Origin of the sequence: Nonomuraea sp. KM90, assembly GCF_052246675.1 — a bacterium.
Lineage (GTDB): Bacteria > Actinomycetota > Actinomycetes > Streptosporangiales > Streptosporangiaceae > Nonomuraea.
Genome location: NZ_JBQQCB010000045.1, coordinates 20323 through 44174, shown reverse-complemented (window position 1 = coordinate 44174; position 23852 = coordinate 20323). Strand labels below are relative to the sequence as shown.

20 protein-coding genes are annotated in these 23852 nt (G+C 68.6%); 9 read left to right on the top strand and 11 right to left on the bottom strand.

Annotated features, from left to right (window positions below; all coding sequences use genetic code 11):
* Positions 1–18 precede the first annotated feature (18 nt).
* Positions 19–1056, bottom strand: coding sequence for an NAD(P)-dependent alcohol dehydrogenase (locus tag ACTWPW_RS33805; protein WP_375117769.1), 1038 nt, complete (start codon positions 1054–1056; stop codon positions 19–21).
* A 396-nt stretch (positions 1057–1452) separates the two neighbouring features.
* On the opposite strand from ACTWPW_RS33805, the gene ACTWPW_RS33800 reads away from it, so the two are divergent.
* From ACTWPW_RS33800 to ACTWPW_RS33790, 3 genes are all read left to right on the top strand, one after another.
* Complete coding sequence (locus ACTWPW_RS33800; protein WP_375117770.1) at positions 1453–1740, top strand: HesB/IscA family protein; 288 nt, start codon at positions 1453–1455, stop codon at positions 1738–1740.
* Positions 1741–2225: 485 nt separating this feature from the next.
* Positions 2226–2672 (top strand): DUF4383 domain-containing protein, encoded by a 447-nt coding sequence (locus ACTWPW_RS33795; protein ID WP_443170989.1) that lies wholly within the window; start codon positions 2226–2228, stop codon positions 2670–2672.
* A 458-nt stretch (positions 2673–3130) separates the two neighbouring features.
* On the top strand, positions 3131–3694 hold the full coding sequence (locus ACTWPW_RS33790; RefSeq protein ID WP_443170988.1) for a hemerythrin domain-containing protein: 564 nt from the start codon (positions 3131–3133) through the stop codon (positions 3692–3694).
* A gap of 107 nt (positions 3695–3801) precedes the next feature.
* On the opposite strand, the gene ACTWPW_RS33785 is transcribed toward ACTWPW_RS33790, so the two are convergent.
* Complete coding sequence (locus ACTWPW_RS33785; RefSeq protein WP_443170987.1) at positions 3802–3936, bottom strand: hypothetical protein; 135 nt, start codon at positions 3934–3936, stop codon at positions 3802–3804.
* Between the two features lie 262 nt (positions 3937–4198).
* On the opposite strand from ACTWPW_RS33785, the gene ACTWPW_RS33780 reads away from it, so the two are divergent.
* Positions 4199–4972 carry an MBL fold metallo-hydrolase gene (locus ACTWPW_RS33780; protein ID WP_443170986.1) on the top strand — a complete coding sequence of 258 codons (774 nt, stop codon included), beginning with the start codon at positions 4199–4201 and terminating at the stop codon, positions 4970–4972.
* Between the two features lie 329 nt (positions 4973–5301).
* On the opposite strand, the gene ACTWPW_RS33775 is transcribed toward ACTWPW_RS33780, so the two are convergent.
* Together ACTWPW_RS33775 and ACTWPW_RS33770 are read right to left on the bottom strand one after the other, a co-directional pair.
* Positions 5302–6789, bottom strand: coding sequence for an alpha/beta hydrolase (locus tag ACTWPW_RS33775; protein ID WP_443170985.1), 1488 nt, complete (start codon positions 6787–6789; stop codon positions 5302–5304).
* Between the two features lie 1323 nt (positions 6790–8112).
* Positions 8113–8235: a hypothetical protein gene (locus ACTWPW_RS33770; RefSeq protein ID WP_375119092.1), complete on the bottom strand. Its 123-nt coding sequence runs from the start codon at positions 8233–8235 to the stop codon at positions 8113–8115.
* A gap of 27 nt (positions 8236–8262) precedes the next feature.
* On the opposite strand from ACTWPW_RS33770, the gene ACTWPW_RS33765 reads away from it, so the two are divergent.
* The 3 genes from ACTWPW_RS33765 (at position 8263) to ACTWPW_RS33755 (ending at position 9968) form a co-directional block, all read left to right on the top strand.
* Entirely contained in the window at positions 8263–8775 is a 513-nt protein-coding gene (locus ACTWPW_RS33765) for a hypothetical protein (protein ID WP_443170984.1), read from the top strand.
* A gap of 6 nt (positions 8776–8781) precedes the next feature.
* Positions 8782–9216: a cupin domain-containing protein gene (locus ACTWPW_RS33760; protein WP_375119091.1), complete on the top strand. Its 435-nt coding sequence runs from the start codon at positions 8782–8784 to the stop codon at positions 9214–9216.
* Between the two features lie 206 nt (positions 9217–9422).
* Positions 9423–9968 (top strand): DDE-type integrase/transposase/recombinase, encoded by a 546-nt coding sequence (locus ACTWPW_RS33755; RefSeq protein WP_375119090.1) that lies wholly within the window; start codon positions 9423–9425, stop codon positions 9966–9968.
* Between the two features lie 202 nt (positions 9969–10170).
* Here the strand turns inward: ACTWPW_RS33755 and ACTWPW_RS33750 are convergent, their stop codons facing one another.
* The 4 genes from ACTWPW_RS33750 to ACTWPW_RS33735 all read right to left on the bottom strand — a co-directional run bounded on the left by ACTWPW_RS33750 (position 10171) and on the right by ACTWPW_RS33735 (position 16141).
* Complete coding sequence (locus ACTWPW_RS33750; protein ID WP_443170983.1) at positions 10171–11574, bottom strand: sensor histidine kinase; 1404 nt, start codon at positions 11572–11574, stop codon at positions 10171–10173.
* A gap of 334 nt (positions 11575–11908) precedes the next feature.
* On the bottom strand, positions 11909–13228 hold the full coding sequence (locus tag ACTWPW_RS33745) for a hypothetical protein (protein WP_443170982.1): 1320 nt from the start codon (positions 13226–13228) through the stop codon (positions 11909–11911).
* Positions 13229–13367: 139 nt separating this feature from the next.
* Positions 13368–14642 (bottom strand): prolyl oligopeptidase family serine peptidase, encoded by a 1275-nt coding sequence (locus ACTWPW_RS33740; protein ID WP_443170981.1) that lies wholly within the window; start codon positions 14640–14642, stop codon positions 13368–13370.
* A 665-nt stretch (positions 14643–15307) separates the two neighbouring features.
* On the bottom strand, positions 15308–16141 hold the full coding sequence (locus ACTWPW_RS33735; RefSeq protein WP_443170980.1) for an alpha/beta fold hydrolase: 834 nt from the start codon (positions 16139–16141) through the stop codon (positions 15308–15310).
* 68 nt (positions 16142–16209) lie between these two features.
* Here ACTWPW_RS33735 and ACTWPW_RS33730 point away from each other — a divergent pair, with 68 nt between their 5' ends.
* On the top strand, positions 16210–17184 hold the full coding sequence (locus tag ACTWPW_RS33730; RefSeq protein ID WP_443170979.1) for a DUF5937 family protein: 975 nt from the start codon (positions 16210–16212) through the stop codon (positions 17182–17184).
* Here ACTWPW_RS33730 and ACTWPW_RS33725 read toward each other — a convergent pair.
* From ACTWPW_RS33725 to ACTWPW_RS33715, 3 genes are all read right to left on the bottom strand, one after another.
* Complete coding sequence (locus ACTWPW_RS33725) at positions 17164–17490, bottom strand: hypothetical protein (protein ID WP_443170978.1); 327 nt, start codon at positions 17488–17490, stop codon at positions 17164–17166. The two genes, ACTWPW_RS33730 and ACTWPW_RS33725, sit on opposite strands and share 21 nt — an antisense overlap.
* A gap of 296 nt (positions 17491–17786) precedes the next feature.
* Positions 17787–20207, bottom strand: coding sequence for a glycoside hydrolase family 2 TIM barrel-domain containing protein (locus ACTWPW_RS33720; protein WP_443170977.1), 2421 nt, complete (start codon positions 20205–20207; stop codon positions 17787–17789).
* A 63-nt stretch (positions 20208–20270) separates the two neighbouring features.
* Positions 20271–21257: a LacI family DNA-binding transcriptional regulator gene (locus ACTWPW_RS33715; protein ID WP_375119082.1), complete on the bottom strand. Its 987-nt coding sequence runs from the start codon at positions 21255–21257 to the stop codon at positions 20271–20273.
* Between the two features lie 394 nt (positions 21258–21651).
* On the opposite strand from ACTWPW_RS33715, the gene ACTWPW_RS33710 reads away from it, so the two are divergent.
* Positions 21652–23838 (top strand): hypothetical protein, encoded by a 2187-nt coding sequence (locus ACTWPW_RS33710; protein ID WP_443170976.1) that lies wholly within the window; start codon positions 21652–21654, stop codon positions 23836–23838.
* Positions 23839–23852 lie beyond the last annotated feature (14 nt).

The following is a 23852-nucleotide window of genomic DNA, read 5'->3' as shown; positions in this document are numbered from 1 at the left end:
GACGATGATCAGCTTCCGTCACGAGAAGGTGATCAGCACTTTCACCATGTCCTCGAGCTTCCTGTCCGAGACCTCGAAGGCGCGCTCCATCTCCTCGAAGCGGAAGGTGTGGGTGGTCATGTGCGTGGGATCGAGCCGCTTGCTCTGCAGAACGCGCAGCAGCCGTTCCATGCGCAGCCTGCCACCCGGGCACAGGCCGGTCGCGATCGTCTTGTCGGCCATCCCGACGCCCCACTCGATACGGGGAATGCGCACGAACTCGCCTTCTCCGTAATAGCCGATGTTGGACACCGTCCCACCCGGTTTAGTGATCTTTATGGCGGTCTGGAAGGTGACGTCCGCGCCGAGGGCTTCGATGGCGGTGTCCACGCCCTGCCCCCGGGTCAGGTCAAGGATGCGCTCGACGACGTCCTCGGTGGTGAAATCGACGATCTCGTCGGCGCCGTAGTCGCGAGCGAGCTTCTGCCGGCTGGGCACCGATTCGACCCCGATGACCAGGCCGGCGCCGCGCAGCTTGGCGCCCGCGGTGGCCATGAGGCCCACCGGGCCCTGGGCGAGCACGGCCACCGTCCCGCCGATGGGGATGTTGCCGTTCTCCGCGCCCATGAACCCGGTCGACAGCATGTCGGCGCAGTAGACCGCCATCTCGTCGGGCACGCCGTCGGGGATCCTCGCCAGATTCGCGTCGGCCTCGTTCACGTGGAAATACTCGGCAAAGACCCCGTCCTTGGAGTTGGCGAACTTGAACCCTCCGAGCGGTCCGCCGGACTGCGACGGATGACCGTTCTGGGAGGCAAGATCGCCCCAGTCGGGGGTGATGGCGCCCACCAGCACCCGGTCGCCCGGCCGGAAGGCCGTCACCTCGCCGCCCACCTCGTGCACCACGCCGACGCCCTCGTGGCCGAGCGTCAGGTTCTCCCGCGGCCCGATACCGCCCTTGACGGTGTGGGAGTCGGAGGTGCAGATGAGGGCGGCGGTCGTCCGTACGACGGCATCCAGCGGACCTGGCCGTGGGACGGGCTTGTCCACCAAGCCGACCCGTCCGATTTCCTTCATCACGAACGCCTGCATCGTGCCCCCGAATGTTCCCCCATGTCCAGCGTCGCCGAGTACGCCGCAAACATGCCCAGCTCTACCCCGCCGGTCTCGGCCTTTAACTTCGGCCTCTTCCCTGCGGGCTGTCGGCGGACCCCGCACGCGGCGAGGGCCATGTCACAGCACCAGTCCCACCCCCGCGCGGTCGCGCGGGCCGCAACGGCCGCCATCCGGTGGTATCGAGCTTTGGCCAGGGGCGGGGTCATCGGGTAACAGCCGGGCCGGCACGTCGACATTGACACCATTTGCCCCTTAATGGGGTTATTGGCTGGTCCAGCACGGGCAAGCCAACAAGGGCGAGGGAGCGGGCAACCGCTCCTCGCCGACCACGGAGTCCGCCGAGCTCGAGGAGTTGCCGTGCTCACGCTGACCGCCGACGCGGTTGCGGCGATACGCGATCTGACCACCCAACCGGAAACCCCGCCGGACACCGGGCTGCGCATCGCAGCCTCCTCCACCAACGGCTCCGGCAGATCTCTCGAGCTGTCGGTCTCGGGTGGCCCGCACCCGAACGATCAGATACTCGAGGCAGAGGGCGTACGGGTGTACCTCGAACCGACCGCCGCTACCTTCCTGGACGACAAGACCCTCGACGCGGAGATCGATGACGACCGGCCATCCTTCCGGATCATCCCCCAGACCTGAAGCACGGCTCTTCGGCTCTTCGGTGGAGTTCGATCGACGTCCCTTCCGCCGATTCCCACGGCACCTCCGTCCTCGGGCCGGCCCGCCGGCTGCCCGGCCGGCGTCCGGACAGGACGGCCTGGCAGCGGCCGGACGTCGCCACCGGCAACGCGACGCCGCATCCAGCGCCTACTCCCCCAGCCCCGAGGACGCGCCGGTCACCGAGGACCGGCCGACGCACGGCTGGCCGCCCTCTCCGAAGCGGACACCTTCGAGCGTGACCATCCGCAGGCCCCGGTCGTACGGCTCCGCCCCCGCTCCATCTTCAGGCGCGAGCGGGACACGTGCCGGACGCCCCAGGGCTTCGTTCGCAGGCCGGGCACGCCGAGGACGCCGGTGAGGCGTACCGGCCGTCGGTGACTCCGCCGCGCATGGCCGGCCACGAACGGCGCGACTGGACCTGTCCCCTCGGGGTAGGCGCTCGGTGACACCCCTCAGGAGGCCTCATGGACAGCCCTCGTACCGCCGCCGGTAGAAGCCCCGTCCAGCTGGCGGCATTCGTCACCGGCGCCGTGTTCGTCTTCGCCGGCCTCCTCGGGTTCGTCCCCGGCATCACGACCCACTACGACGAGATGGCCTTCGCCGGCCACCAGTCCGGCGCGCTGCTGCTCAACGTGTTCCAGGTGTCGATCCTGCACAACCTCGTCCACCTGCTGTTCGGGATCGCAGGCATCCTGCTGTCCAGAACCTGGTCCGGCGCCCGCGGCTTCCTCATCGGCGGCGGCCTCGTCTACCTGCTGCTGTGGATCTACGGCCTGCTGATCGGACACGACAGCCCGGCGAACTTCGTCCCGCTCAACACGGCCGACAACTGGTTGCATCTCATCCTGGCCGTCGGGATGATCGCCCTCGGCTTCCTCCTGTCCCGCCGACGTGCCTCCGCGGCGCGGTGAGTGCAGCCAGGACGCGCGATTTCGTACCCTGAGCCGGGGCTGCCGCAGGCTCGCATCCCGAGCCCGGGCGCCACGCCGGAGACGGCTGATCAGCTCGCGGATGTAGTCCTTGTTCGGCTCGAAGGCGGCGCCGTCATCCGCCAGGCCATGGGCAAGAACCCCCTGACGACCCGAAAGGGGCTCGAGCTGTCCGGCGCCGGGCTGGGCGGGTTCGTCGGTGCGACCTCGGCTCGAGCGAAGGACCACGGCATGCACGAAAACCCGCCTGCCTCGGGGCCTGCACGCGACCAGAGAGGGCTCCGCATGGACGAATCAGGGTTCGACAGCCGGGACATTCGGACTTCAGGGGATGAAACTCCGGGCCATGGCCGGTGCACCCCTCCGATGACCTGTTTCGAGATCGTCGTCCTGCCCTGAAGACGGCGCTTGGTGCTGCTTGAGCGGGGTAGCGAACGGCCATGGCAGACGACGTCATCAGCCTCATCAAGGCCGACCACCGCAAGGTGGAGGAGCTCTTCGCCAAGCTGACCGGCGGCAAGGGCGATCGGCGGGCCATCGTAGCTGCCCTGCACGCCCTGCTCACCGCCCACGCCCGCGCCGAGGAAGACGTGATCTACCCCCGTCTCGACGCCCACCACGGCCTGGAGGAGCACAAGGAGGCCGAGGTGCTGCTGGACGCGCTGAAACGGGCCCAGCCGGGCAGCGCGGAGTTCACCAATGCCCACGCCCTGCTGGCTCTTTCGGTGAGCCACCACGTACAGGAGGAGGAGAGCGCCCTTCTGCCCCTGCTCGCCCGCATGACAGACGAACGGGAGCTGCGCGACCTGGGCAAGATGTTCCAGCAACGCCGCCAGCAGGAGCTGCGCGCGCTCACCGTCCCCAGCAAGGCCCGCGCGACCTCCGCCGAAGGCGAACCCACCAAGACGGAGCTGTACGAGCGGGCGCGCAAGGCCGACATTCCCGGGCGATCACGCATGAGCAAGAAGGAGCTCGAGAAAGCCCTGGCAAAGGCGCGTTCCTGAGCAGTGGCGCTCCACGGTGAGCCGGTTCGACGCACCAGAGAAAAGGACTCGTGACAGCGGTTGATGCCATGAGGAAGGCCGCGGCACCGCCGGACGAGAGCCTGGGATCAGCTCCCCCACCACGCGAGCCCGTCACCGCGACGCTCTTCGTCCTTGTAGGCCAGGTCGGCCGCGTACGCCAGGCAGCGGACGTGGGCCAGGCTGTAGCCGGTGGCGGCGTGGTCGAAGGTGATGTCGGGCATGGTTCCTCCGATCGGTTCGGCGGTGATCAACGAGTGAAGTACCGTCCGGTGAGGGGCGCGCGGGTAGCCCGGCCAGCGGCATGTCCATGGCGGAGGGGCACCGGCGATGGCCGACCCATTGCGAGCTGCGGACATCCGAATGAGTGACGATCAGTTACAGAGGGTAGCGAAGTGATGGGCGTGCTGGACCCATCACAGAGGTGGCCCGTCACCGTCGTCCACCTTCCGGCACGCCGCCCGACCCCAACCCGAGGGAGCCCACGTGCAGCTTCACCTCATCGGAACCGGATCGATCCTCAGCAAGCAGATGAGCGCCTCAGCCCTCATCGACGACACGATTCTGATCGACGCCCCCAACGGGGCCATGAAGGCCATGCATCGCCACGGCCTCGACCCGACCGGCATCGACATCTGCCTCATCACCCACTACCACGCCGACCACTTCTTCGACATCGTCTTCCTGTTCCTCGAACAAGGCCTGCTGCGCAAGCGCGACAGCGAACTCGTCCTCATCGGGCCGACCGGCTTCGCCCAGCGCGTGGAGCAGCTGTTCGAGCTGGCCTATCCCGGCAGCTGGCCGCACATGAAGGAAAGCACCCGGCCGCGCTTCGTCGAGTTCGGCGAGGAAGGCGGCGACTGGTCCGGCTACGGCTACACCATCCGCGCCCTGCACACGCAGCACACCGTGCCCTCCCAGGGCTATCTGATCACCGACGAGGACGGCACCCGGCTCGGCTACACCGGCGACACCGTGCACTGCCCCGCGGTGGACGAACTAGCCGGCCACAGCTCCGCCCTGGTCCTGGACACCAGCTTCCACCAGAGCAAAGCCGGCCACATGGGGCTGGAAGACGTCGAAGCCCTCGCCGACCGCCACCCCGACCTGCCCCTCCTGGCCACCCACCGCGACGACGACGTCACCTCCTCCACCCGGCCGAACATCCACTTCCCCGCGGACGGGGACACCTTCCAGCTCACCGCGACGAATCTGATCCCCTCCAGGCAGGAGGAACTCGACACGGCCACGGCCGTCTGACGGGGAAGAGCATTCGAGGATCGTCCGCCCTGATCAGCGAGCGATTCTGTGAGGCAGCGCCGAGAGATCGTCAGCGGGGGCGCCGGCGTGCTGTCGGGAGGGGCATCGACTCGCGTACCGCCCTCCAGCAGCGGCGCGCGTGCTCCAGGTCCGAGGCTGTGGTGCCGCCGAGCTTGGCGGTCTGGTGCTCGGCGCGGGCGTACGGCGTCAGCTCGGTCGCCCTGCTCCGGGATCCCGAGTGGGTGCCGCTCCTGCCGGCGGAGGTCGGCCTGTCCTGGCAGCCGGAAATGCCCCGGCCGGTGGTGCGGTCGGGGCATTCGCGGGGAGGGTCAGGCCGCGCAGGTGGTGTTCGGGGACGGCACCTTGCCGTCCAGCACGTACGACTCCACCGTGCTCATCACGCACCCATTTCCGCTCAGGTAGGCGCCATGCCCCTCGCCTTCGTAGGTGACCAGGACGCCCGTCTTGAGCTGCCGCGTCAACGTGGTGGCCCACTTGTAGGGCGTGGCGGGGTCCCCCTTGCCGCCGACCACTACGATAGGCGCCGAGCCCGTGGCGTCGATGCGCTTGGCCGCGTTGTCGCCCCTGACCGGCCAGTGAGCACAGAACACGGCCGTGCCCTCCGTCGCCAGGATCGGGAAGACCTTCCTGACCTTCTCGTTGATCGCGACGGCCTCGGCGGCGCTGGGCCGTTCAGCGGTGTCGGCGCAGTTGATGGCGGTCAGGCTGGTCAGCATCGTCGAGTATGTCCCGTCCGCTTTCCGGCCCATGTAGGCGTCGGCCATGGCGAGCAGCGCGGTGCCGTCCCCCTTGACGGCCGCCGCGGCGGCCTTCTCCAGCGCCGGCCAGGTGGCCTTGGCGTACAGCGGGGCGATGACGCCGTGCTGGCCCAGCACGTACGTGAGCTCGCGGTCCCCCACCTTGAGCGGCTTGTCCTTCAGCCCGTCGAGCACCTGCTCGACGGTTCGCTCCACGGTGGCCGGGGCAGCGCCGAGGTCGCACTTCTGCGCCACGCAATCCTTGGCGAACGCCTCGAAGGCCTGGTCGAAGCCGGTCGCCTGGGTGACCGCCCGCTCCTCCAAGGAGACCGTCGGGTCGAGAGCGGCGTCGAGGACGAAGCGGCCGACGTTCTTGGGGAAGTGGGTGGCGTAGACGGCGCCGAGGTGGGTGCCGTAGGACAGTCCGAAGTAGTTGAGCTTCTCGTCCCCCACGGCCGCCCGGATGAGGTCGAGATCCTTGGCGGCCTGCACAGTGCCCACGTACGGCAGGATCTTGCCGGAGTCCTGCTCGCACGCCGCGGCGAACTCCTTGGCCGACAGGTCGCCGTTCTCGGCGTCGTTCATGGCCTTGAGCAGTTTCTCGACCTGGCCGCCGCACTTGACGCCGGCGCTGCGCTCGACCCCGCGAGGGTCGAAGCTGACCAGGTCGTAGTCACGGCCCAGGGTGCGGAACGCGGCGGCGGCCATGGCCATCGTGTCCACCCCCGACGCGCCGGGGCCGCCGAAGTTGAAGACGAGCGAGCCGCGGCGCTCGCCGGTGGCCTTCATCCGGATCAGGGCGAGGTCGATCTGCTCGCCGCCGGGGTCGGCATGGTCGAGCGGGACCCTGACGGTGCCGCATTCCACGCCGGGGGCGGGGGTGGCGGGCCTGCCGTCGAGGCCGATCAGGTCCTTGCACGCGGTCCACGCGATCGTGTCCGCGGGCTTCGACGGTGTCGACTCTTTGGGGGCCGACTCATTATGGGCCGGCTTGCTGGTAACACCGCAGCCGACGAGGACCGCCGCGCCGAGGAGGAATGTCACGATGCGCTGCTTCATATTAACAAGCATGGTTTCTACGGCATATGGCCCTGTAGTGGCAGCTAACACCACTTACGGGTGACTTTGGAGAATCGCCAGACATGACGAATGTCAGTTGCTCCGGGACCTGCAGGTCATCCACATCCCGACGAAGCCGAATTGCGTGATCGTTACAAGACGCCCGCCGCCACCGAACAAAGCACGCCGATCCCACCGCGCGCTCCTTCACCAGCCTGCACCATCCAGCGCAAGCAACGAAGCAGCATCACCTCGCGTAACGCCCTCTCAGACCATCGGCCGTAGAGCGATCAGGGTCGCTTCTTTTCAGATCGCTTGAAAACAGCGCAGAATGGCAGCACCGGATTCCAACCTAGACAGGTGCGCCTGATGGACCCCTTCTCCTTGCTGGCTGGGGCGGCCATCTTCGCCACGGGCATCGCGGTCGGCAGGCTCTCTCGGCTGATGCGCTCTGGCCATCGAAGACGCCCTCGCTGTGGGTGCAAACACAACGTCGCCTTCCACGACGCCAAGACGGGCGAGTGCCATGCCGTGGTCACAAGACCGGTCGCCTGGCGCAAGTCTGGGACGCCCTATGAGTGGACTGAGGATCGATGTCCGTGTCGGCGCTACAGCGGACCGGAACCCTTGCCTCAATACTACGCACCCGAACTGGCAGACGGGAATTGATCTCGCCCATGGGCTCTACCCGTGACTCCATGCCCAAGGCAGATGATCTTTCGGCGGGATATGTACGGGATGATCTCCAAGGCGATGAACAAGGAGAAAGCGGTTGTGGGCTGGTCAGCCCATGATCAACCCTGCCTACGCAAGCTCGAACCTTTGCACGTGCCATACGAGCCATAAGAGGACCGTCACCAGCAGAAATGCGGTGCTAGGCCTCTCGTGTTGTGTCCGGCCGTCTACGAGGACGGTGAGCCGCCGGTCTGGGGTCTGCCTTGAGGACCAGCCGATACGCCCGGCGGCACACCCGTCACCACCGCCGCGCGGACCTGGCCGGCGGCTCGGCTGAGCAGTAACGCATCAACACCGGCAAGCAGCACCGACCACCCACAGGACTTCTCATCGCGATGCCGTCGGAGGCGGAGAGCGTCACGGCGGCAGGTCTCGACCCGCTCCTGGTCGAACTGGCGAAGATCCGTATCTCCCGGATCAGCGCCGCGCGTTCTGCCTGCCATGCCACTCGCGCCGCGCCCAGGAAGAGCAGGAGCACTGACCTCCTCACGGTGCTGCCGCGTGCGCGGAGATCGTCCGCTACCGGGCCCTGCCGAGGCTTGACTTCGCTCCCCGGTAGGTACTCCAGCTGCGTGGGCAGCGTATCAATCAACGCTGCTCCGCCTGACCGACGCCGCGCGGAGAGAGCTGCGCCTCGGGCTGCGGCGAGGCGAGCAGCGCGCACTTGAGGCGGAAACCGGGATGCATCGCGGGCGCCCCGTCGGCCTGCAAGTGCGGAAGGATAGGAGAGTCGTCAAGATGCGAGTGCGTTCCGCCAGCGGGATTCCGGCTGTCGGCATGGCCACGGCGGCATGCGCTCCCACGGCAGAGCAGGCGACCAGCAAGGTGCGTGGTGTTGACAAGGTGCCGGTTGCCGCCACGGTTGCGCAGCCACCGACCGAGACGCTGATGCCTCTGCCGGAGCAGTCTCTTCCCAATCTCAAGGGCAACACATTCACTCGGCGATCGCAGACTTCCCGCCCGGTGCACGCGCGTTGCCACATCGCCACGACGAAGCCTTCCCTTTACGTCTACGTGCTCGACGGCGCTATCCGCAGCCGGCTCAGTGCGCACCGCCAAGGAGAGGGCTTCGTCGAGCCGCCGGGCAGCCGCCATGTGCTCCCGGAGAACATCAGCCGGACGGAACCGGCGAGACTACTGGTCATCCTCATCTCCAACCCGGGAGACGAGACGACGACCTCATCTTCAGCCGCCCATATCGCCAAACCGTCTTGTCTTTGCCGGCAACAACAAGGACCACGGAGAAGGTAGGAACCCATGAGCAACGAACATCTGCACCACCTCGAGAACCCCAACGCGACCACGCCACCGCCGAAGATCGATCTCATCTCGTCGGTGCCCTCGCCGCCGCCGATACCCGACAACGCCGAGGCGATGACGGTCCGGGTCATTCTGCCGCCGGGTAGTGAGGGCAACCCGCCGCATCGCCACTCCGGTCCCGTGTTCGGGTACATGATCAGAGGTGAGCTGCTCTTCGAGCTGGAAGGGGAACCAGAACGGGTCGTCAAGGCCGGAGAGTCGTTCTGGGAGCCGGGCGGCGACCCCATCCACTACCAGGACGCCAACAACCTCCCGGACGCCGAAACCGAATTCGTCGTCACGATGTTCGGTGTGGTCGGGCAGCCGATGCTCATCCCGGTCAGCGCGGAAGAACTCGAAGAGCGCCGAGACCGACGGGCACCTCGCCCCTGACCACTCAGCCGTTCCGGGTTGAGGAGCCGGCGGACACCATTCTCGATGAGAACGATCATGCCAGGAGCGTCAACTGGCAGAGAAGAGACACGGGGTGACGCAAGGGCGCCGCAGCGCGGCTGGCCCGCCGCGAGGCCGACGCGCAGCCGGCCGAGCGGATGCGACGGATCCACGCCGCGCGTGACGGCACCTAGGCTCGCCCCCGGATGACGGCCGAGCTGCGCGCGGCCGGGATGAAGGCCAACCACAAGCGGGTGATGCGCGAGCACGGCATCGCCGGGCTGTGCTTGTGTCAGAAGGTCCGCACCACCATCGGCGAGCCGGACGCGGCCCCGGCGCCGGACCTGATCCAGCGCGACTTCACCGCCGAGCGGCCGAACACCCGCTACGTCAGTGACCTCACCTACCTGCCCGTCGGCGGCGGCCGGTTCCTGTACCTGGCCACGGTCGTGGATCTGTACTCGCGCCGGCTGGCGGGCTGGTCCATCGCCGGCCACATGCGCACCGAGCTCTCGTCATCGACGCGCTCCAAGCTGCGGCGCACACCCGGGGCGGCCGCCTGGACGGCGCGGTGTTTCACCGCGACAACGGGGCCTCAGTGCTGCTCGCGAGAGTTCGCGCGGGCCTGTCGCCGGCTCGGCGTCACCCGCTCACGCGGAGCGGTCGGCACCAGCGCCCGTGGTGCGCCGATCCGGACGGCCTCCGCGGAGGCGCGGGCTCGGTTTCGGCATGCCATCTCGATCTGCGGGTGAGCGGCCGGCCACGCGGCCACCGGCTCGTCCTCCCGCCCGTGCAGTACGTCGACCGACGGCGCGCCTCCAGGTCCACGATGATCGTGGCGTAGCCGGCGCGTTTGCGTAGCGCGAAGTCGTCCATCGCGACCGAGACGAGTGCGGTGCGCACACCCGTCAGTACGCCGACAACAGCACACTGCGAGCTTGCTGCTTTGTCGGGTCATCCGGCAGCGGGCGGGGATTCGGGGGCATCCTGGGAGTCGCGTGGGAGCCGGAGCACGAAGCGGGCGCCCCGGTCGCTGTCCTCGATCCGCAGAGTGCCTCCGGCCGCCTCGGCGATCTGCCGGGCGATCGGCAGGCCAAGCCCACTGCCGCCGGTGTCCTTGTTGCGGGCGGAGTCCAGCCGGGTGAAGCGCCGGAACACCAGCTCACGCTTGTCCGGATCGATGCCCGGCCCGTCATCCAGCACCTCCAGCACCGCGACGCCGCCGGGATAACGCTCATCGTCCTCATGCTGCACCTTGACCGTGATCGTGCTCTCCGCGTGCCTGTCGGCGTTGTCGAGAAGATTGGTGAGCAGGCGGCCCAGGTGCTGCCGGTCAGCACGTACCTGCACACCGGGCTCCACGTGGCATAGGAGACGCTTGGTCGTCTCAAGATGGATGTGCATCTGACACGCCTCGTCCACCAGTTCGGCCAGGTCGAACGCGGTGGGCGTGGTGGGCGCGCCCGCGTCGAGTTTGGTGAGCGTCAGCAGGTCGAAGACGATCGACTCCAGCCGTTTCAGACTACCCAGAAGGGTGTTGCACAATCTGGTCAGCGTGGTCGCCTCGGGCGCCAGGAGGGCGTCCTCCACTTCAGCGCGCATCGCGGCGATGGGAGTTCTCAGGTCGTGTGAGGCGTCGGAGGCGAACTGGCGCTGCTGGGTCATCGCGGTGTCGAGGCGGGCCAGGGTGTGGTTGATGCTGTCGGCCAGGCCGCTGATCTCGTCGTGGTTGGGCGGCGTCGGCACCCGGCGGGAGGGGCGGCTGGCGTTGATCTCGTCCAGCTCGTCGCGGATGGCACTCACCGGACGTAGCGACGCGGTGACGATCCGGTTGCCGAGGCCCGTGATGGCGACCGCGAGCACGACCGCGGAGCCGATCACCAGCGAAGCCAGCCAGGGCTCGACCCACACGGGGATCACCGGCGAGGAGGCATAGACCGTCCAGTTCCCCTCCGGCCGGTGGGCCGACTGGGCGATCACGATGTCGCACCGGCCAGGCCCGAAGACGCCGCCGCACACCACACCTTCCCTGGTGTTCAGGCCGTCCGGGATGAACGTCGCCATCGGCGGCTTGCCCCGCAGCGCCGGGGTCGAATCAATGACACGCCCCCGGTGGTCGACGACCTGGATGTTGCGGCCCGGGTGCTCCGCAAGGGGGCCGCTCACCCTGCCCAGGTCTTCCACGGTGATGGCGACACGGCCGCCGGACGCACGTATCTCCGAGCTGAGCGCGCTGGTGGCGTAGCGATGGATGGCGACCATCAGGACGACGGCCAGCAGCGAGCACAACAATGCCGACACCACGCCGGTGAATAGGGTGATGCGCCCGGTGATCGAGATGTTGCTGTTTACGGTCATCCTCTGCCCCCTCGGCTGGTTCGCACCGTGCTCTTGTGATGTGCGGGGGAGATTCTGATCCGGGCCCGGGGGATGAACGGAAACGACAAGTGACCCCGATCGGGACACTATTGATCATATCTACAAGCCCGAAATGGCACACGGGGGGTGTTGCCGGCGCGGGCGGTGCGACCCATACAGATGCGGTGGCATGTCGGCATTCGTGGAGTACGCCGCCGTGTTGGCCTGGTAGGTGGTGAGGTAGGCCGCCGGCGAGGTGCCCGCAGCAACGTGCCGGGCCACCGCGCCGGCGAGCCGGGCGGATGCCATGGTGGCGGCGAGAGCCGCGGGCTGGTCAGGTTTGCGGTTTGGACTGGCTCAGTAGCCACGTGAGGATGGAGGCGTCCTCGTAGGTGGGTCCGTAGGCCGCGTGGTAGTCCGGGAGCGAGAACGCCGCGTCCTCGTACTCGGTGTAGTGCACAAGGTTCTCGATCTGCTCGGGGGTCTTGCCTCGTGCGATGTAGGCGTCCCGCAGCAGCGTCCGTGTGGTGCGGGCGAGGTTGATGTTCAGCAGGTGGTCCTGTACGCCGTGGGTGACCCAGATGGGGATCTCCGCGGCGGCGATGGCCGCCGCCTGCTCGGCGTTGACCGCGAAGCCGCCGGTCACCAGCCCACCGGCGAACAGGTCGGAACGCTTGGCGAAGGCGTTCCACAACAGTTGGGAACCGTAGGAGACGGTGGTGGCGTAGACCCGCCGCCTGTCCACGGCGAAGTCCTTCAGGAACTGGTCGAGCAGCTTGACCAGGAGGTCGGCCTCGGCCGCGCCGCCCACGCGCTGGTGTTGCGGGGCGAGCACGATGACGTCCTGCGTGGTCCCGGTCCATTTTTGCCGCAGCCAGGCCGTGGCGGGAATGTCTGCGGCCAGTTGGACCGTCAGGTTGTCTCCGTCCCAGCCCATGCCGTGCCCGGGCAGCACGACCATCAGCGGGTACGTCTTGGCCGGGTCGTAGTTCTTCGGCAAGTGATAGTGGTAGGGCAGCACCATCCCGTTGGACAGGTACGAGCCGTAGCGGAACTCATCGACCAGGAGGTTGACCGCCTTCTCGGTGACCTTTCTGGAGGTGTTCGGGGACCCCTTGGCCAACAGCGGGCCCCTGCCGATGCCGAGCCGGGGCTGTCCGTAGACGTTCTTGCGCTGGACCACCTGCGTGGGCAGATCCGGGTTCACCTTCACCGTGCAGAGGAAGGTCGGGCACTTGGAGGTGATCACCGTCCAGCCGGCGTTCTGCTCGGGGTCGAGTTCGACGATGACGTACCGGCCCGGCACCGAACGGTGATCGGCCCGGATGGTGGCGGCCTCGTTGGTGTAGGTGCGGGTGACCTTGCGGTCGGTCAGCTTGGGCAGGTCCTCGATGGGATTGAAGCGGAAGTTGTAGAGCGTGTCCTGTACCGAGAAGGTGGAGGTGTCCAGTTCCTTCGAGTTGACGTTCTCGCCGTACTCGACCGCTACCGCAGACACTTTCTGCCCGTAGGTGTAGACCGTGGTGATCGGGGTGATGCTGCGGATCCCGGCATTCTGGCCACTGTTCGCTTCGGCGGGCCCAGCGGGCAACAGGTTCGAGGCGGCCAATGCCAGAGTCGAGGCCACCACTCCGGCCCATCTGCCTATACGCATGCGGTGCTTCCTTTCCGGCCGTGGGCTGTACGCGTGTCCAACGGCGCTAATTCGATTTAGCAAGGGCATGTGATGATGACCGCGGTGTAGGGGACGGTCGGAGCCAATCGCGACCACGCCCGCTGGACCGGCCGGGATGCTATTGCCCAAGTAGCCAGTGGAGGATGGGCCGGGTTTCGTAGGTCGGGCCGACGACCGCGTGGTAGTCCGGCTGGGAGTACGCCTCGTTCGGGAACTCGGTGTAGTGCACCAGGCCGGCCACCTCGGCGGGGTCGACTCCGGCGGCGACGTAGGCGTCGCGCAGCCGTTGGCCGGAAGTGCGGCCGTTGGTCACTGGCAGGACCGGGTCGCCGGTGCCGTGGGTGATCCAGACAGGCGTGCGGGTGGCAGCGATGCGGGCCGCCTGGTCGTCGCTGACGGTGAAGCCGGCGTTGATCAGTGCTGCCGCGAACAGGCCGGGATGCTCAGCCATCGTCCGGTAGGCGAGGGTGGTGCCCCACGAGAATCCGGACGCGTAGATGCGCTCGCGGTCGACGTTGTAGGTGCTCGTGAAGGAGCTGAGCAGGGCGACCAGGGCGTCCACCTCGGCCGGTGTGCCGATGCGCTCGGTTTGCGGTGCCAGGATGATGACCTCTTCGCGGCTGCCGGTCCATGCCGGTTGCGCCCAGGCGACCGCGGTGACGTCGACTCCGACCTGTACGCCCTCGTTCTGTCCGTCGTAACCGGATCCCCAGCCGGGCAGGACGACCACCAGGGGGTACGTGCGCCACGGCTGGTAATGCTCGGGCAGGCGGAAGGCGTAGGGCACCGTCATCCCCGGATGCTCGAACCTCTTGTACTGGAACTCGTCAGCGAGGATGTTGACCGGCCTGGTCGTCAGCGGATGGCGAGTGGACCCGCCCGCCGCGAGCAGCTTGCCCCGTCCTGACCGGGCGTAGACGTTTTCGTGCTGGATGACCTCGGTGGGCAGGTCCGGGTTGATGCGCTCTGAGCACAGGGCGCCGGAGCAGGTGGATCTGATGACCGTGTTGCCGCCGGGATCGCTCGGGTCGAGCTCGACGATGACGTACCGGCCGCGGTCCGATCGGCCGTGCGGGTCGAGCGCGGGCTCGTCGTTCGTGTAGACCCGCGTCACCGTGCGGTCCGCGCGTTTCGGCAGGTCCTCAAGCGGATCGAAGCGGAAGTTGTAGATGCTGTCCGAGACCGTGAACGTGCCGCGGTCCAGCGTCTTCGGGTTGACGACATCGTCGTATCGGACGGCCACGGCGGCGACCTTCTGTCCGAAGGTGTAGACCTTCGTGATCGCCGTGACGCTTCGTATGCCCGCTGGGCCGCCGGATGCTGACGCCGGGGTCGCCGTCGTTGCCAAGAGTCCAGCCACCGTGATGGTGATGAGTAATCGGCGGATGGTCATGGGGGGTGCCCTCCACTGCGAGTGGGTCTCGGTTCCGGCCGGCGGGTCGTCGCGCCTGGGTGAGTCACGGCCCCGGGGTAGGCGCCGGCCCGTGGGTCGATGGGAGGGTTCGGGCATGGTGATGTGTCGCCTCGGCGACTGGGACGTGCTGGCCGCCTTCGCCAGGCGCCTGTTTGGTCGCGTCTCCTCGAGGCCGGCATGGTTACGCTGACGCTAAATCGGGTTAGCCGTACTATTACGGCCAGTCCGGCCGGTGTCAAGGCTCGATCACCGCCTCAGGAATCGCCGGCGTGGACAGCTCGGTGGCGGACCGGGGCGGTTCGCGGCCGAGGCGTGCTCAGCGCAGGTCGCGGGTTGGGCTGGTCACAACTCGGTGTCCCTCCAGTGCGGGGCATGCGATTCGATGTCTTCCGGTACGCGAATCCGTCCGTTCAGGAGAACAAGTGGTGCGATGCCGGCGATTGTCGGCCTTCAAGCGGGCGGCTTGAAGGCCAAACGCAGCGCCGCGGCGGCGGGGCCGCGTCACTCCTTCTCGGCCGATGAGCTTCGCATCGGGCGCGTGGACCGCGGCGACCCGGGCTCGTGCCGGCCGGGGTAACCGGGCGCGATATGACGGGCCGAACCGCACAACCGTCCGCAGCCCGGAACCTCCTCAGCGGAATCGCTTACCGAAGGAACGCCGCGGTGGTGGCCACGAACCGGTCGGCGTCGTCGAGCCACGGAAAGTGCCCGGCCCGGGCCTGGACGATGAGTTCGGCGTTGGGAAACAGCTTGGCGAGCTCGGCCATCGCGGGAGGAGGGGAGTTCAGGTCGACCTCACCGGCGACCAGCAGCACTGGCGAGGTGAAGCGGATGAGCGCGGCGCGGGTGGCGTCGGAGTCGAAGGCGCCTTCGGCGCCGAAGGTGGCTGCGGCCTCGCTGTTCTTCTGCCCGTTCTCGGCGGCCTTGTGGGCGCGGGCCGTCTCGTCCCAACGGCCGTACCAGAACGGCGCGATGGCCTCGAAGGCGTCGCCGGTGCCGGCCATGATCTCCTCCAGGGCCGCGAACGCCGCCGGGAACCACGGCTCGTCCTTGCGCAGCAGCGCGGTCTCCCGCCGGACGTCCGCGGTGACCGTGATGCCGACGGCCATTGCGCTCGGACCGATCAGCACGAGCTTGCTGACGCGTTCCGGATGGCGGGCCGCATACAGCATGGCCAGATTCGTACCCCCCGAATGGGCGAGAAGGTCCATCCGGTCGAGTGCAAGGTGCTCGCGCAGGGCTTCGACGTCATCGACAAGACGGTCGCAGCGGTACGAGCCGGTGTCCTTCGGCACGGCGGACTGGCCGGTGCCCCGCAGGTCCAGCATGATCAACTGTCGGTGCGCGGACAGGCCTCCGAGGTCGCCGAGGTAGGCGGAAGCCTGCATCGGCCCGCCGGGCAGACAGACCACAGGGAGACCATCGCCGAATGCGTGGTAGGCGAGCCGGGTGCCGTCGTAAGCGGTGAAGAATGGCATGCCCGCCAGCCTGCGGGAAAGCGGCGCTCCTCGGCTATCGTTTAGCCACAGCTACATGATGAGGGCGGATGGCGGTCGAGATCAGGTTCACCGCGGCGTCGGTTGCGAAGGTGCGGTTCGCCGTCTCACCGCTGGGCGAGACGGTGCTGGCGCTGCGGATCCTGCTGGGCACGGGCGGGCATGCGGTCCACCAGCCGTGGGTGCGCCAGGCGCGCCCGTTGCCGGCGGGCGAGCGCGAGCTGCCGCTGCTGCGAGCGCTGATCGCCGGGCCGCTGCCGTCGTTCCTGTTCCCGGTGCCCAGGACGCGGCTGCCGTCAATGGCGGCGGAGCTGGACCTGCTGCTCGCCACGGAAGGGGACTTCTTCCGGCAGGAGTACGGCGCGGTCCTGGGCATGCCGGTCGAGGAGGTCCCCGAGCCGGTGGCGGTCCTGCCGCGGCTGGCGGAGGCGCTGCATCGCTGCTACGAGCTGCTGATCGCTCCGCACTGGGGCCGGATGTGCGCGGTGCTGGAGGCCGACGTCGGCCGACGTGCGCTGACCCTGGTGGACGGCGGGGTGCAGGCGCTGTTCGCCGAGTTGCACCGGGATATCGCCTGGGACGGCGGCCAGCTGGTGGTGCACGGCCGGCGCACCCCGCACTCCGTCTACACGGTGGACGCCGGCGGGCATGGCCTGGTCCTGCTGCCCAGCGTCTTCAACTGGCCGAACGTGGGTGTGGACAAGTCCCCGGTCACCGCCGCGTCGATCCGCTATCCGGCGACGGGCGTCGGCCTGCTCTGGGAGCCGCCCCCGCCGGAGCTGACCGGCCTGGCCCCGGTGCTCGGCCACACCAGAACGCATATCCTCGCCGCCTTGGCCGAACCCCTGACGACAGCGGCCCTGTCCACCCGGCTGGGCATCACCCCGAGCGCGGTCTCGCAACACCTGGGCGCGCTGCGCGGGGCGGGCCTGGTGCTGACACAACGCAAGGGCCGCACGGCACTCCACCTGCGCACGGAACGGGCAACCCACCTGTTGGGCGTCTCAGGCCCGAAAGGTCACTGACGCAGCGGCCGGGTTCTCCGCGGCCAGGTCGCCCTTCACTCGGGTGTGTGCACGGTCAGCCTGCTCACCTTCCATGGCGTTGGCACCGAACACGGCCGACCGGGCGGTGCCGTGCCGGCGGACGAGCCGGCGGACGCGGTCCCGGCCCAGCCGAGCATGGCCGAGCCACCTGACCGACGCGTGACCGACGACGCGGCCGTCCCGCTCCACCAGGAGCTGGTCCTCGGCGGGGTCGTCGAGCGTCCGGCAGAACTGCGCGAACTCGGCCGCCGTGGGTAACCCCGCCACGACCGACCCGGGGTCCATCCGGTCCCCGCGCACCCCAGCCGCACCGCGGCCATCGCCTCGTGGTCAGCCTCGCCCCGCCGATGGGGCCGGAAGACGTACCCGAGCGGCCGCTCCGCGAAGCCGCCCGCGCCGCTCGCATCCACGTCGGGGCCTCCCCGTGATCGTCTTCCCCCCACAGTAGGACGTGCCCGCGGGGCGGGAAGAATCCGTTTTTCCGGAGGTGGCCGAGCGACGTCCCCGGGGGCGGGTGCCACCGGAATACGGCGGAACTGGGTGAGGGCGCCCTGGTGGGGCAACGGCGGCGCAGAACTGCTCTACCGTGACCGGTCCGGCTTCTCGACCGTGATCAGCACTTCGACCGGGGCGCAGTCCGGGGCGACGGCGGTCAGGCGGATGGTGCCGGGCGCGGTCGGCTGCACCACGGCGAGGGCGCGGCCCTGGTAGGTGTGGTGCTCTGTCGAGTCGAATCGTTCCTTGTTCGCCGGGTCGGCGCTGCCGAAGCCGATCAGCGTTCCGTCGCCGGTGACGTTCACCCGTACGGGCCGGTCGGCTGCGGGGTGCGGTGTCCCGGCCGGGTCGACCAGGGTGAAGGCGATGTAGGCCAGGTCGCCGACGCCGGCCGTGATGATCGGTCGTTCGGCTTCGGCGTGCAGCACGATGGGGCCGGTCGCGGTGCGCAGGACGTCGCGGCCGGATTCGACGCCGTCGCGGTAGGCGATCGCGAGCAGTTCGCCTGGTTCGTAGGTGGTCTCGAACTCGGCGCGGAACCTGTGGTGCTCGCCGACCGGTCCGCGTCCCAGGGAGCGACCGTTGACGAAGAGTTCGACCTCGTCCGCGTCGCTGTACACCTCGACGATGATCGGGGCACTTTCATGGCCGGGCCAGGTCCACCCGGCGATGCTGTCGCTCCAGGCCCATCGGCTGCTGATGACGGTCTTGCCATGGTGTTGTGGCCGCTGGACAGCGAGGTAGGGCCGGTCGCGCAGGCCGAAGACGATCTCCCGGTAGTAGGAGACGGGAAGCCGGTGGCCGGTGATGTCGATGTCCCCGCAGCCGGCCAGCAGGTACGGATACGGCGCGGTGAACGTGGGGCGTGGGGTATCCGGTGTGACGTACTGTGGCCGGCCGATACCGACCTCGCCCAGGTAGTCCCAGCCGGTCCAGGTGAAATCGCCGATGACGTGGCTGTGCTGTTCGACCAGTCGCCAGTTGTCGTCGATGCGGGTCGGGAAGGTCTCGGTGCCCAGGATGATCCGGTTCGGGAACAGTGTGCGGTCGGTCTCGTAGCGGATCTCGGAGTAGTTCATCCCGGCCACGTCGAGCAGGCTGTAGGACTCGGCGGTGCGGGTGGTCACCAGGTCGGAGGCGGCGACGGCGTTCACGTCGAAGCCGCTGTCGGCCATCAGGGTGTTGACACCCGTGTCGTCGCCTTCCTGGGCTCGCAGGTCGGGCAGCAGGGCCAGGAGGTTGTTGATCCCGTTGGTGAGGAAGCGGGTGTCGTCCAGCGCACGGACCTTCTCGGCGAGCCTGCGGCCCCATATGGCCCCGGTGGCCGCGCCGGTCTCGGGAATCTCGTTGCCGAGGGAGTACAGGATGACGCTGGGATGGTTGAAGTCCTTGGCCACCATCGCCTCGAGGTCGCGTTCCCACCATTCGGGGAAGTCGAGGCTGTAGTCGAAGGGGCTCTTGCTCCAGGTCCACATGTCGAAAGCCTCATCGACCACCAGCATGCCGAGGCGGTCGCAGGCGTCGAGCATCGCGGTGCTCATGGGGTGGTGCGACATGCGGATGGCGTTGAATCCGGCGTTCCTGAGCAGCCGCACGCGGCGTTCCTCGGCCTGGGCGAACGTCGCGGCGCCCAGCGGTCCGTTGTCGTGGTGCACGCAGGCGCCGCGCAGTTTGACCGTCTCGCCGTTGATCCGCAGCCCGTGCTCGGGGTCCAGGCGCAAGGAGCGGATGCCGAAGGCGACCTCCACGGCGTCGATGTCCGCGATGGACACCGCGCACGTGTACAGGGCGGGCGAGTCCGGGCTCCACAGCGAGGGGTCGCGGACGTAGAGGCGCCGGCGGGCGGCGGCCGGCTCGTGAGGTTGTACCGTGATCGGCGCGGTGTCGGACGCGACGACGGTTCCCGCGGCATCGCGGATCTCGGTGACCAGCCGGACGGTGCGCAGGTCGTTGGAGTCGTTCGCGATCGTGGTGGCGACCTCCACGACCGCGCGTCCGGTGTCGATGTCCGGGGTGGTGACGCGGACGCCGTCCGGGCTGATGCGGACGACCTCGCCGATGAGCAGCCAGGTGTCGCGGTAGATGCCCGCGCCGGAGTACCAGCGCGAGTCCTGGTGGGTCCGGCATTCCACGCGGACCTCGTTGTTCTCGCCGAATCGCAGGAACCGGTCGGCGTCGATGAGGAACCGCGAGTACCCGTACGGGCGTTGCCCGGCGTAGTTGCCGTTGACGAACACGGTGGCGTCCCGGTAGACGCCCTCGAACTCCAGCATGATCCGCTTACCTCGGTGCTCCCCGGGCACCGGGAACGTCTTGCGGTACTCGTAGGTCCCGCCGGGGAAGTAGGCGGTCGCGGCGCCGTCCGTGGTGGCGTCGCGGTCGCGGGTGAGCATCGCGTCGTGCGGCACGGTCACCGGCTCGAACGGGACCGCGGTGCCGGCCAGTTCGGCGAACGGATTGACCTTCGGGCGGAACTGCCAGTTGTCGTTGAACGATGTGCGGATCACGGCACTCCTCGGCTGGTTGGAGCCAGGCAGGTGAGACCGCCGAAGCGGGGAGCAGGCGGGACGTCAGCGGGGAGAGGCGGTGGAGCGCCGGACGACCAGGCTCGGAATGACCGAGAAGTGCACCGGCGATGTGCGGCCTTCGATGCGCTCGAGCAGGAGCCGCCCGGCCATCCGGCCCATGACGACTCCGTCCTGGTTGACGGTGGTCAGCGCGATGTTGGGATGGGCGGCCAGCCTGGTGTTGTCGTAGCCGGCCACGGAGACGTCGTCCGGGACGGACAGGCCCGCCTCGTGCAGCGCGGCCAGCACGCCGAGCGCCGCCTCGTCGGAACCGGCGAAGATCGCGGTGGGGCGCGGATCGCGGCTCAGCAGCTCGCGTGCGCCGTCATAGCCGCCTTCCTCCGAGTATGAGGTGACGGCGACGGCGATCTCGTCGGCGAGCCCGTGGTCCCGCATCACCCGCTCGTAGGTCTCGGCTCTGATGCGCGGCATCTGGTCGGCCGCCCGTTCGTGCTCCTGTTGGAAGGTGATGTGTCCGATGCGACGGTGGCCGAGCGCGATCAGGTGCTCCATGACGAGCTCGGAGCCGACCCTGTCGTCGTCGACGATCAGGTCGTAGGCCGGTGAACTGTCGTGGCGGCCCAGCACCACGGTGGGGAACTCGCGTGCCACCTGCTCGAGCCGGGTGCGGCCGACGAGTGGAGCGATCATGAGGATGCCGTCCACCTGCCGGTCTATCAAGGCGTCCAGGGCACGTTTCTCGGTCTTGTCGAGGGTGCCTCCCTGGATCATGATCGCTTGGTAGTCGGACTCGGCGAGCTGATCGACCAGGCCGGTCATGATCTCGGCGTAGAACGGGATCCCGATGTGCCGCATGAGCACGCCGATGGTGAACGCCCGCCCGCGCAGCGCCCGTGCGGCGGCCTGGGGGCGGTAGCCGAGCTCGTCGATGGCCCGCCCGACGCGGTCTCGCATGGCGTCGCTGACCCCGTAGTCGTTCCGGATGACCTTGGAGACCGCCGCCTTGGAGACCCCGGCGTGTTTCGCCACGTCGGAAATGGTCACTCTGCGTCGTCGCTCCGGCGCGACCATGGGCATCCCCTTCTCCTCCAGCCAAGTCCTGCCGATCCTACGACGTCGAGATCATCGCGTATGTAGACCGGTTTATGAACCTTAGCGAACGACGGAGATCGTACGCGAATGGCTAGCCGAGATGTCGTAGACCGGTACACGTTTTTCCTTGACCCATGCGCGACGTAACGGCTACGTTAACTCGCACTCGGGGCCCGTCCCGGCCTCGCAGGCGATCCAGGTCGCCCCGGAACATGATCGAGAGACGAATGCGCACCTTCCCCGACGGCTTTCTCCGGGGTGCGGCGACCGCACCGCACCGTCCGAGGCGACGGGAGCGGGCGTGAAACTCAGGAATCCAGGAAGGGCGAGGATGTCCGAAGCAATCGACCGGCGCCGGCTCGTGCGACGGCACAATCCCGTGCTGACGTCCGCGCACCCCGCTGACGTCCTCACGGTCGGCAACGGTGACATCGCGCTCACGGTCGACATCTCCGGGCTGCAGACGTTCCCGTCCTTCCACGAGCTGGTCCCCGACCCGCACCGCGTCGCTCACGACGGGCTGTCCGGCCTGCCCGAGCAGCGCCCGCGCGTCTTCGACGCCGACGACTTCCAGATCCCCCTGCGCACCCAGTCGACCTGGGGCTGGTACGAGACGCGCCCCGGCCGGGAGCTCCGGCTGGAGGACGCGGCCACCCTGTACGAGACGTCCCGCGGCCCGGTGCCCTACCTCGACCGCATGGGCCTGCAACGGGCCGGCGACCCGATCGCCGAGGAGTTCGTCGCGGGCGCGTGGTACCACTTCAATCCCCGCCGCGCTCACCTCGGCCGCCTGGCGCTGGTCCGCCCCGACGGGACGGGGCTCGACGACCCGGCCGCGTTGACGAACGTCCGCACCGAGCTCGACCTGTGGACGGGAACGATCCACGCCGCGTACGTCCTCGACGGCGAGCGCGTCCACGTCACCACCGTCGCCGACCCGCGGGATCATCGCTTCGCCGTGCGCGTCGAGTCCGGCCTGCTGCCGCGCGGGTGGGGCGTCGCCTGGGTGTTCGACGATCAGCCGGACGACCTGGCCGCCTTCGAACTGCCGCTCGCGCAGGAGACGGTCTGGCACCAGTGGACGGAGCGCCACTGGCAGGCGCGGCGCACGGTGGAGGCGCTGACCTACGGCGTGGGCGTCCGCACCACCGGCAGCCTGCGTGAAGGGGCCGACTCGGTCGTCGCGCACACGGGCGCCACCGTTCTCGAGGTCGTGGTGACGCTGACGCCCGATCAGGACCGGCAGCCGGACAAAGACGACTTCCCCGCCGTCAGCGCGTCCGCGCGGACCTGGTGGGCGGAGCACTGGAGCACCGGTGCCGCGATCAGCCTCGCCGGCAGTACGGACACACGCGCCGCAGAGCTGGAACGCCGCGTCGTTCTCTCGCAGTACCTCACAGCCGTCAACAGCGCCGGGAGCACGCCTCCCGCGGAGTCCGGTCTGACGTACAACACCTGGTCGGGCAAGTTCCACCTCGAGATGCACTGGTGGCACGCGGCGCATTTCCCGATGTGGGGCCGGGGGCACCTGCTGGAGCGCAGCCTGCACTGGTATCACGGCGCCCTGGAGGCGGCGAAGGCGACCGCTCGCCGGCAGGGGTATCGCGGGGCCCGCTGGCCGAAGCAGACCGACCCGTCCGCGCGCGAGTCGCCGAGCAACATCGGCGTCTTCCTGCTGTGGCAGCAGCCGCATGTGATCCACCTGCTGGAGTTGCTGCGCGGCGAGGGGCGCGAGAAGTCGTTCCTGCGTGAGCACTACCCGCTCGTCGAGGCGACCGCCGACTTCATGGCCGACTTCGCCGAGGAACGCGACGGGGCCTTCGTGCTGCCGCCGCCGCTCATCCCCGCGCAGGAGAGCTACCTCCTCGACCGGGCGACGAACGCCGATCCGACCTTCGAGCTGGCGTACTGGTCGTGGGCGCTCGGCGTGGCGAACGAGTGGAGAACCGAGCTCGGTCTCGAGCCGAGCGAGGAGTGGGAGCGGGTGGCGCGGAACATGCGCCGGCCCGCCCTGCTCCCCGACGGTACGTACGCCGCCCTCGCGACGCCGCCGTGGCTCATCCGGAAGGATCACCCGTCCATGCTCATGGCGCTGGGGTGGCTGCCGGACACCGACCTCGTGGACCCGGCCACGATGTCCGCGACGCTCGATGCCGTATGGGAGCGCTGGGACCTGCAGTCCAGCTGGGGCTGGGACTACCCGGTCATGGCGATGACCGCGGCCCGCCTCGGCGATGTCGGCCGGGCGATCGACGCCCTCCTGCTCCCGTCGCCGAAGAACGTGTTCCTCCCCAACGGACACAATCCGCAACTGCCGGGATTCCTCGCGATCTATCTACCGGCGAACGGAGGGCTGCTGGCCGCGATGGCGCACCTCGCCTCAGCGGTGAACCAGGGGGCGGAGCTTCCCGACGGCTGGATCCTCACGTCAGAAGGGCTGGGGGCGCTCCCCCGCCCCGGCGTCCTGTGCGGATCTTCACGGACACGGAAGGAGAACGGTCGGCCGGCAGCCGACTGACAGGCCAGAACCAC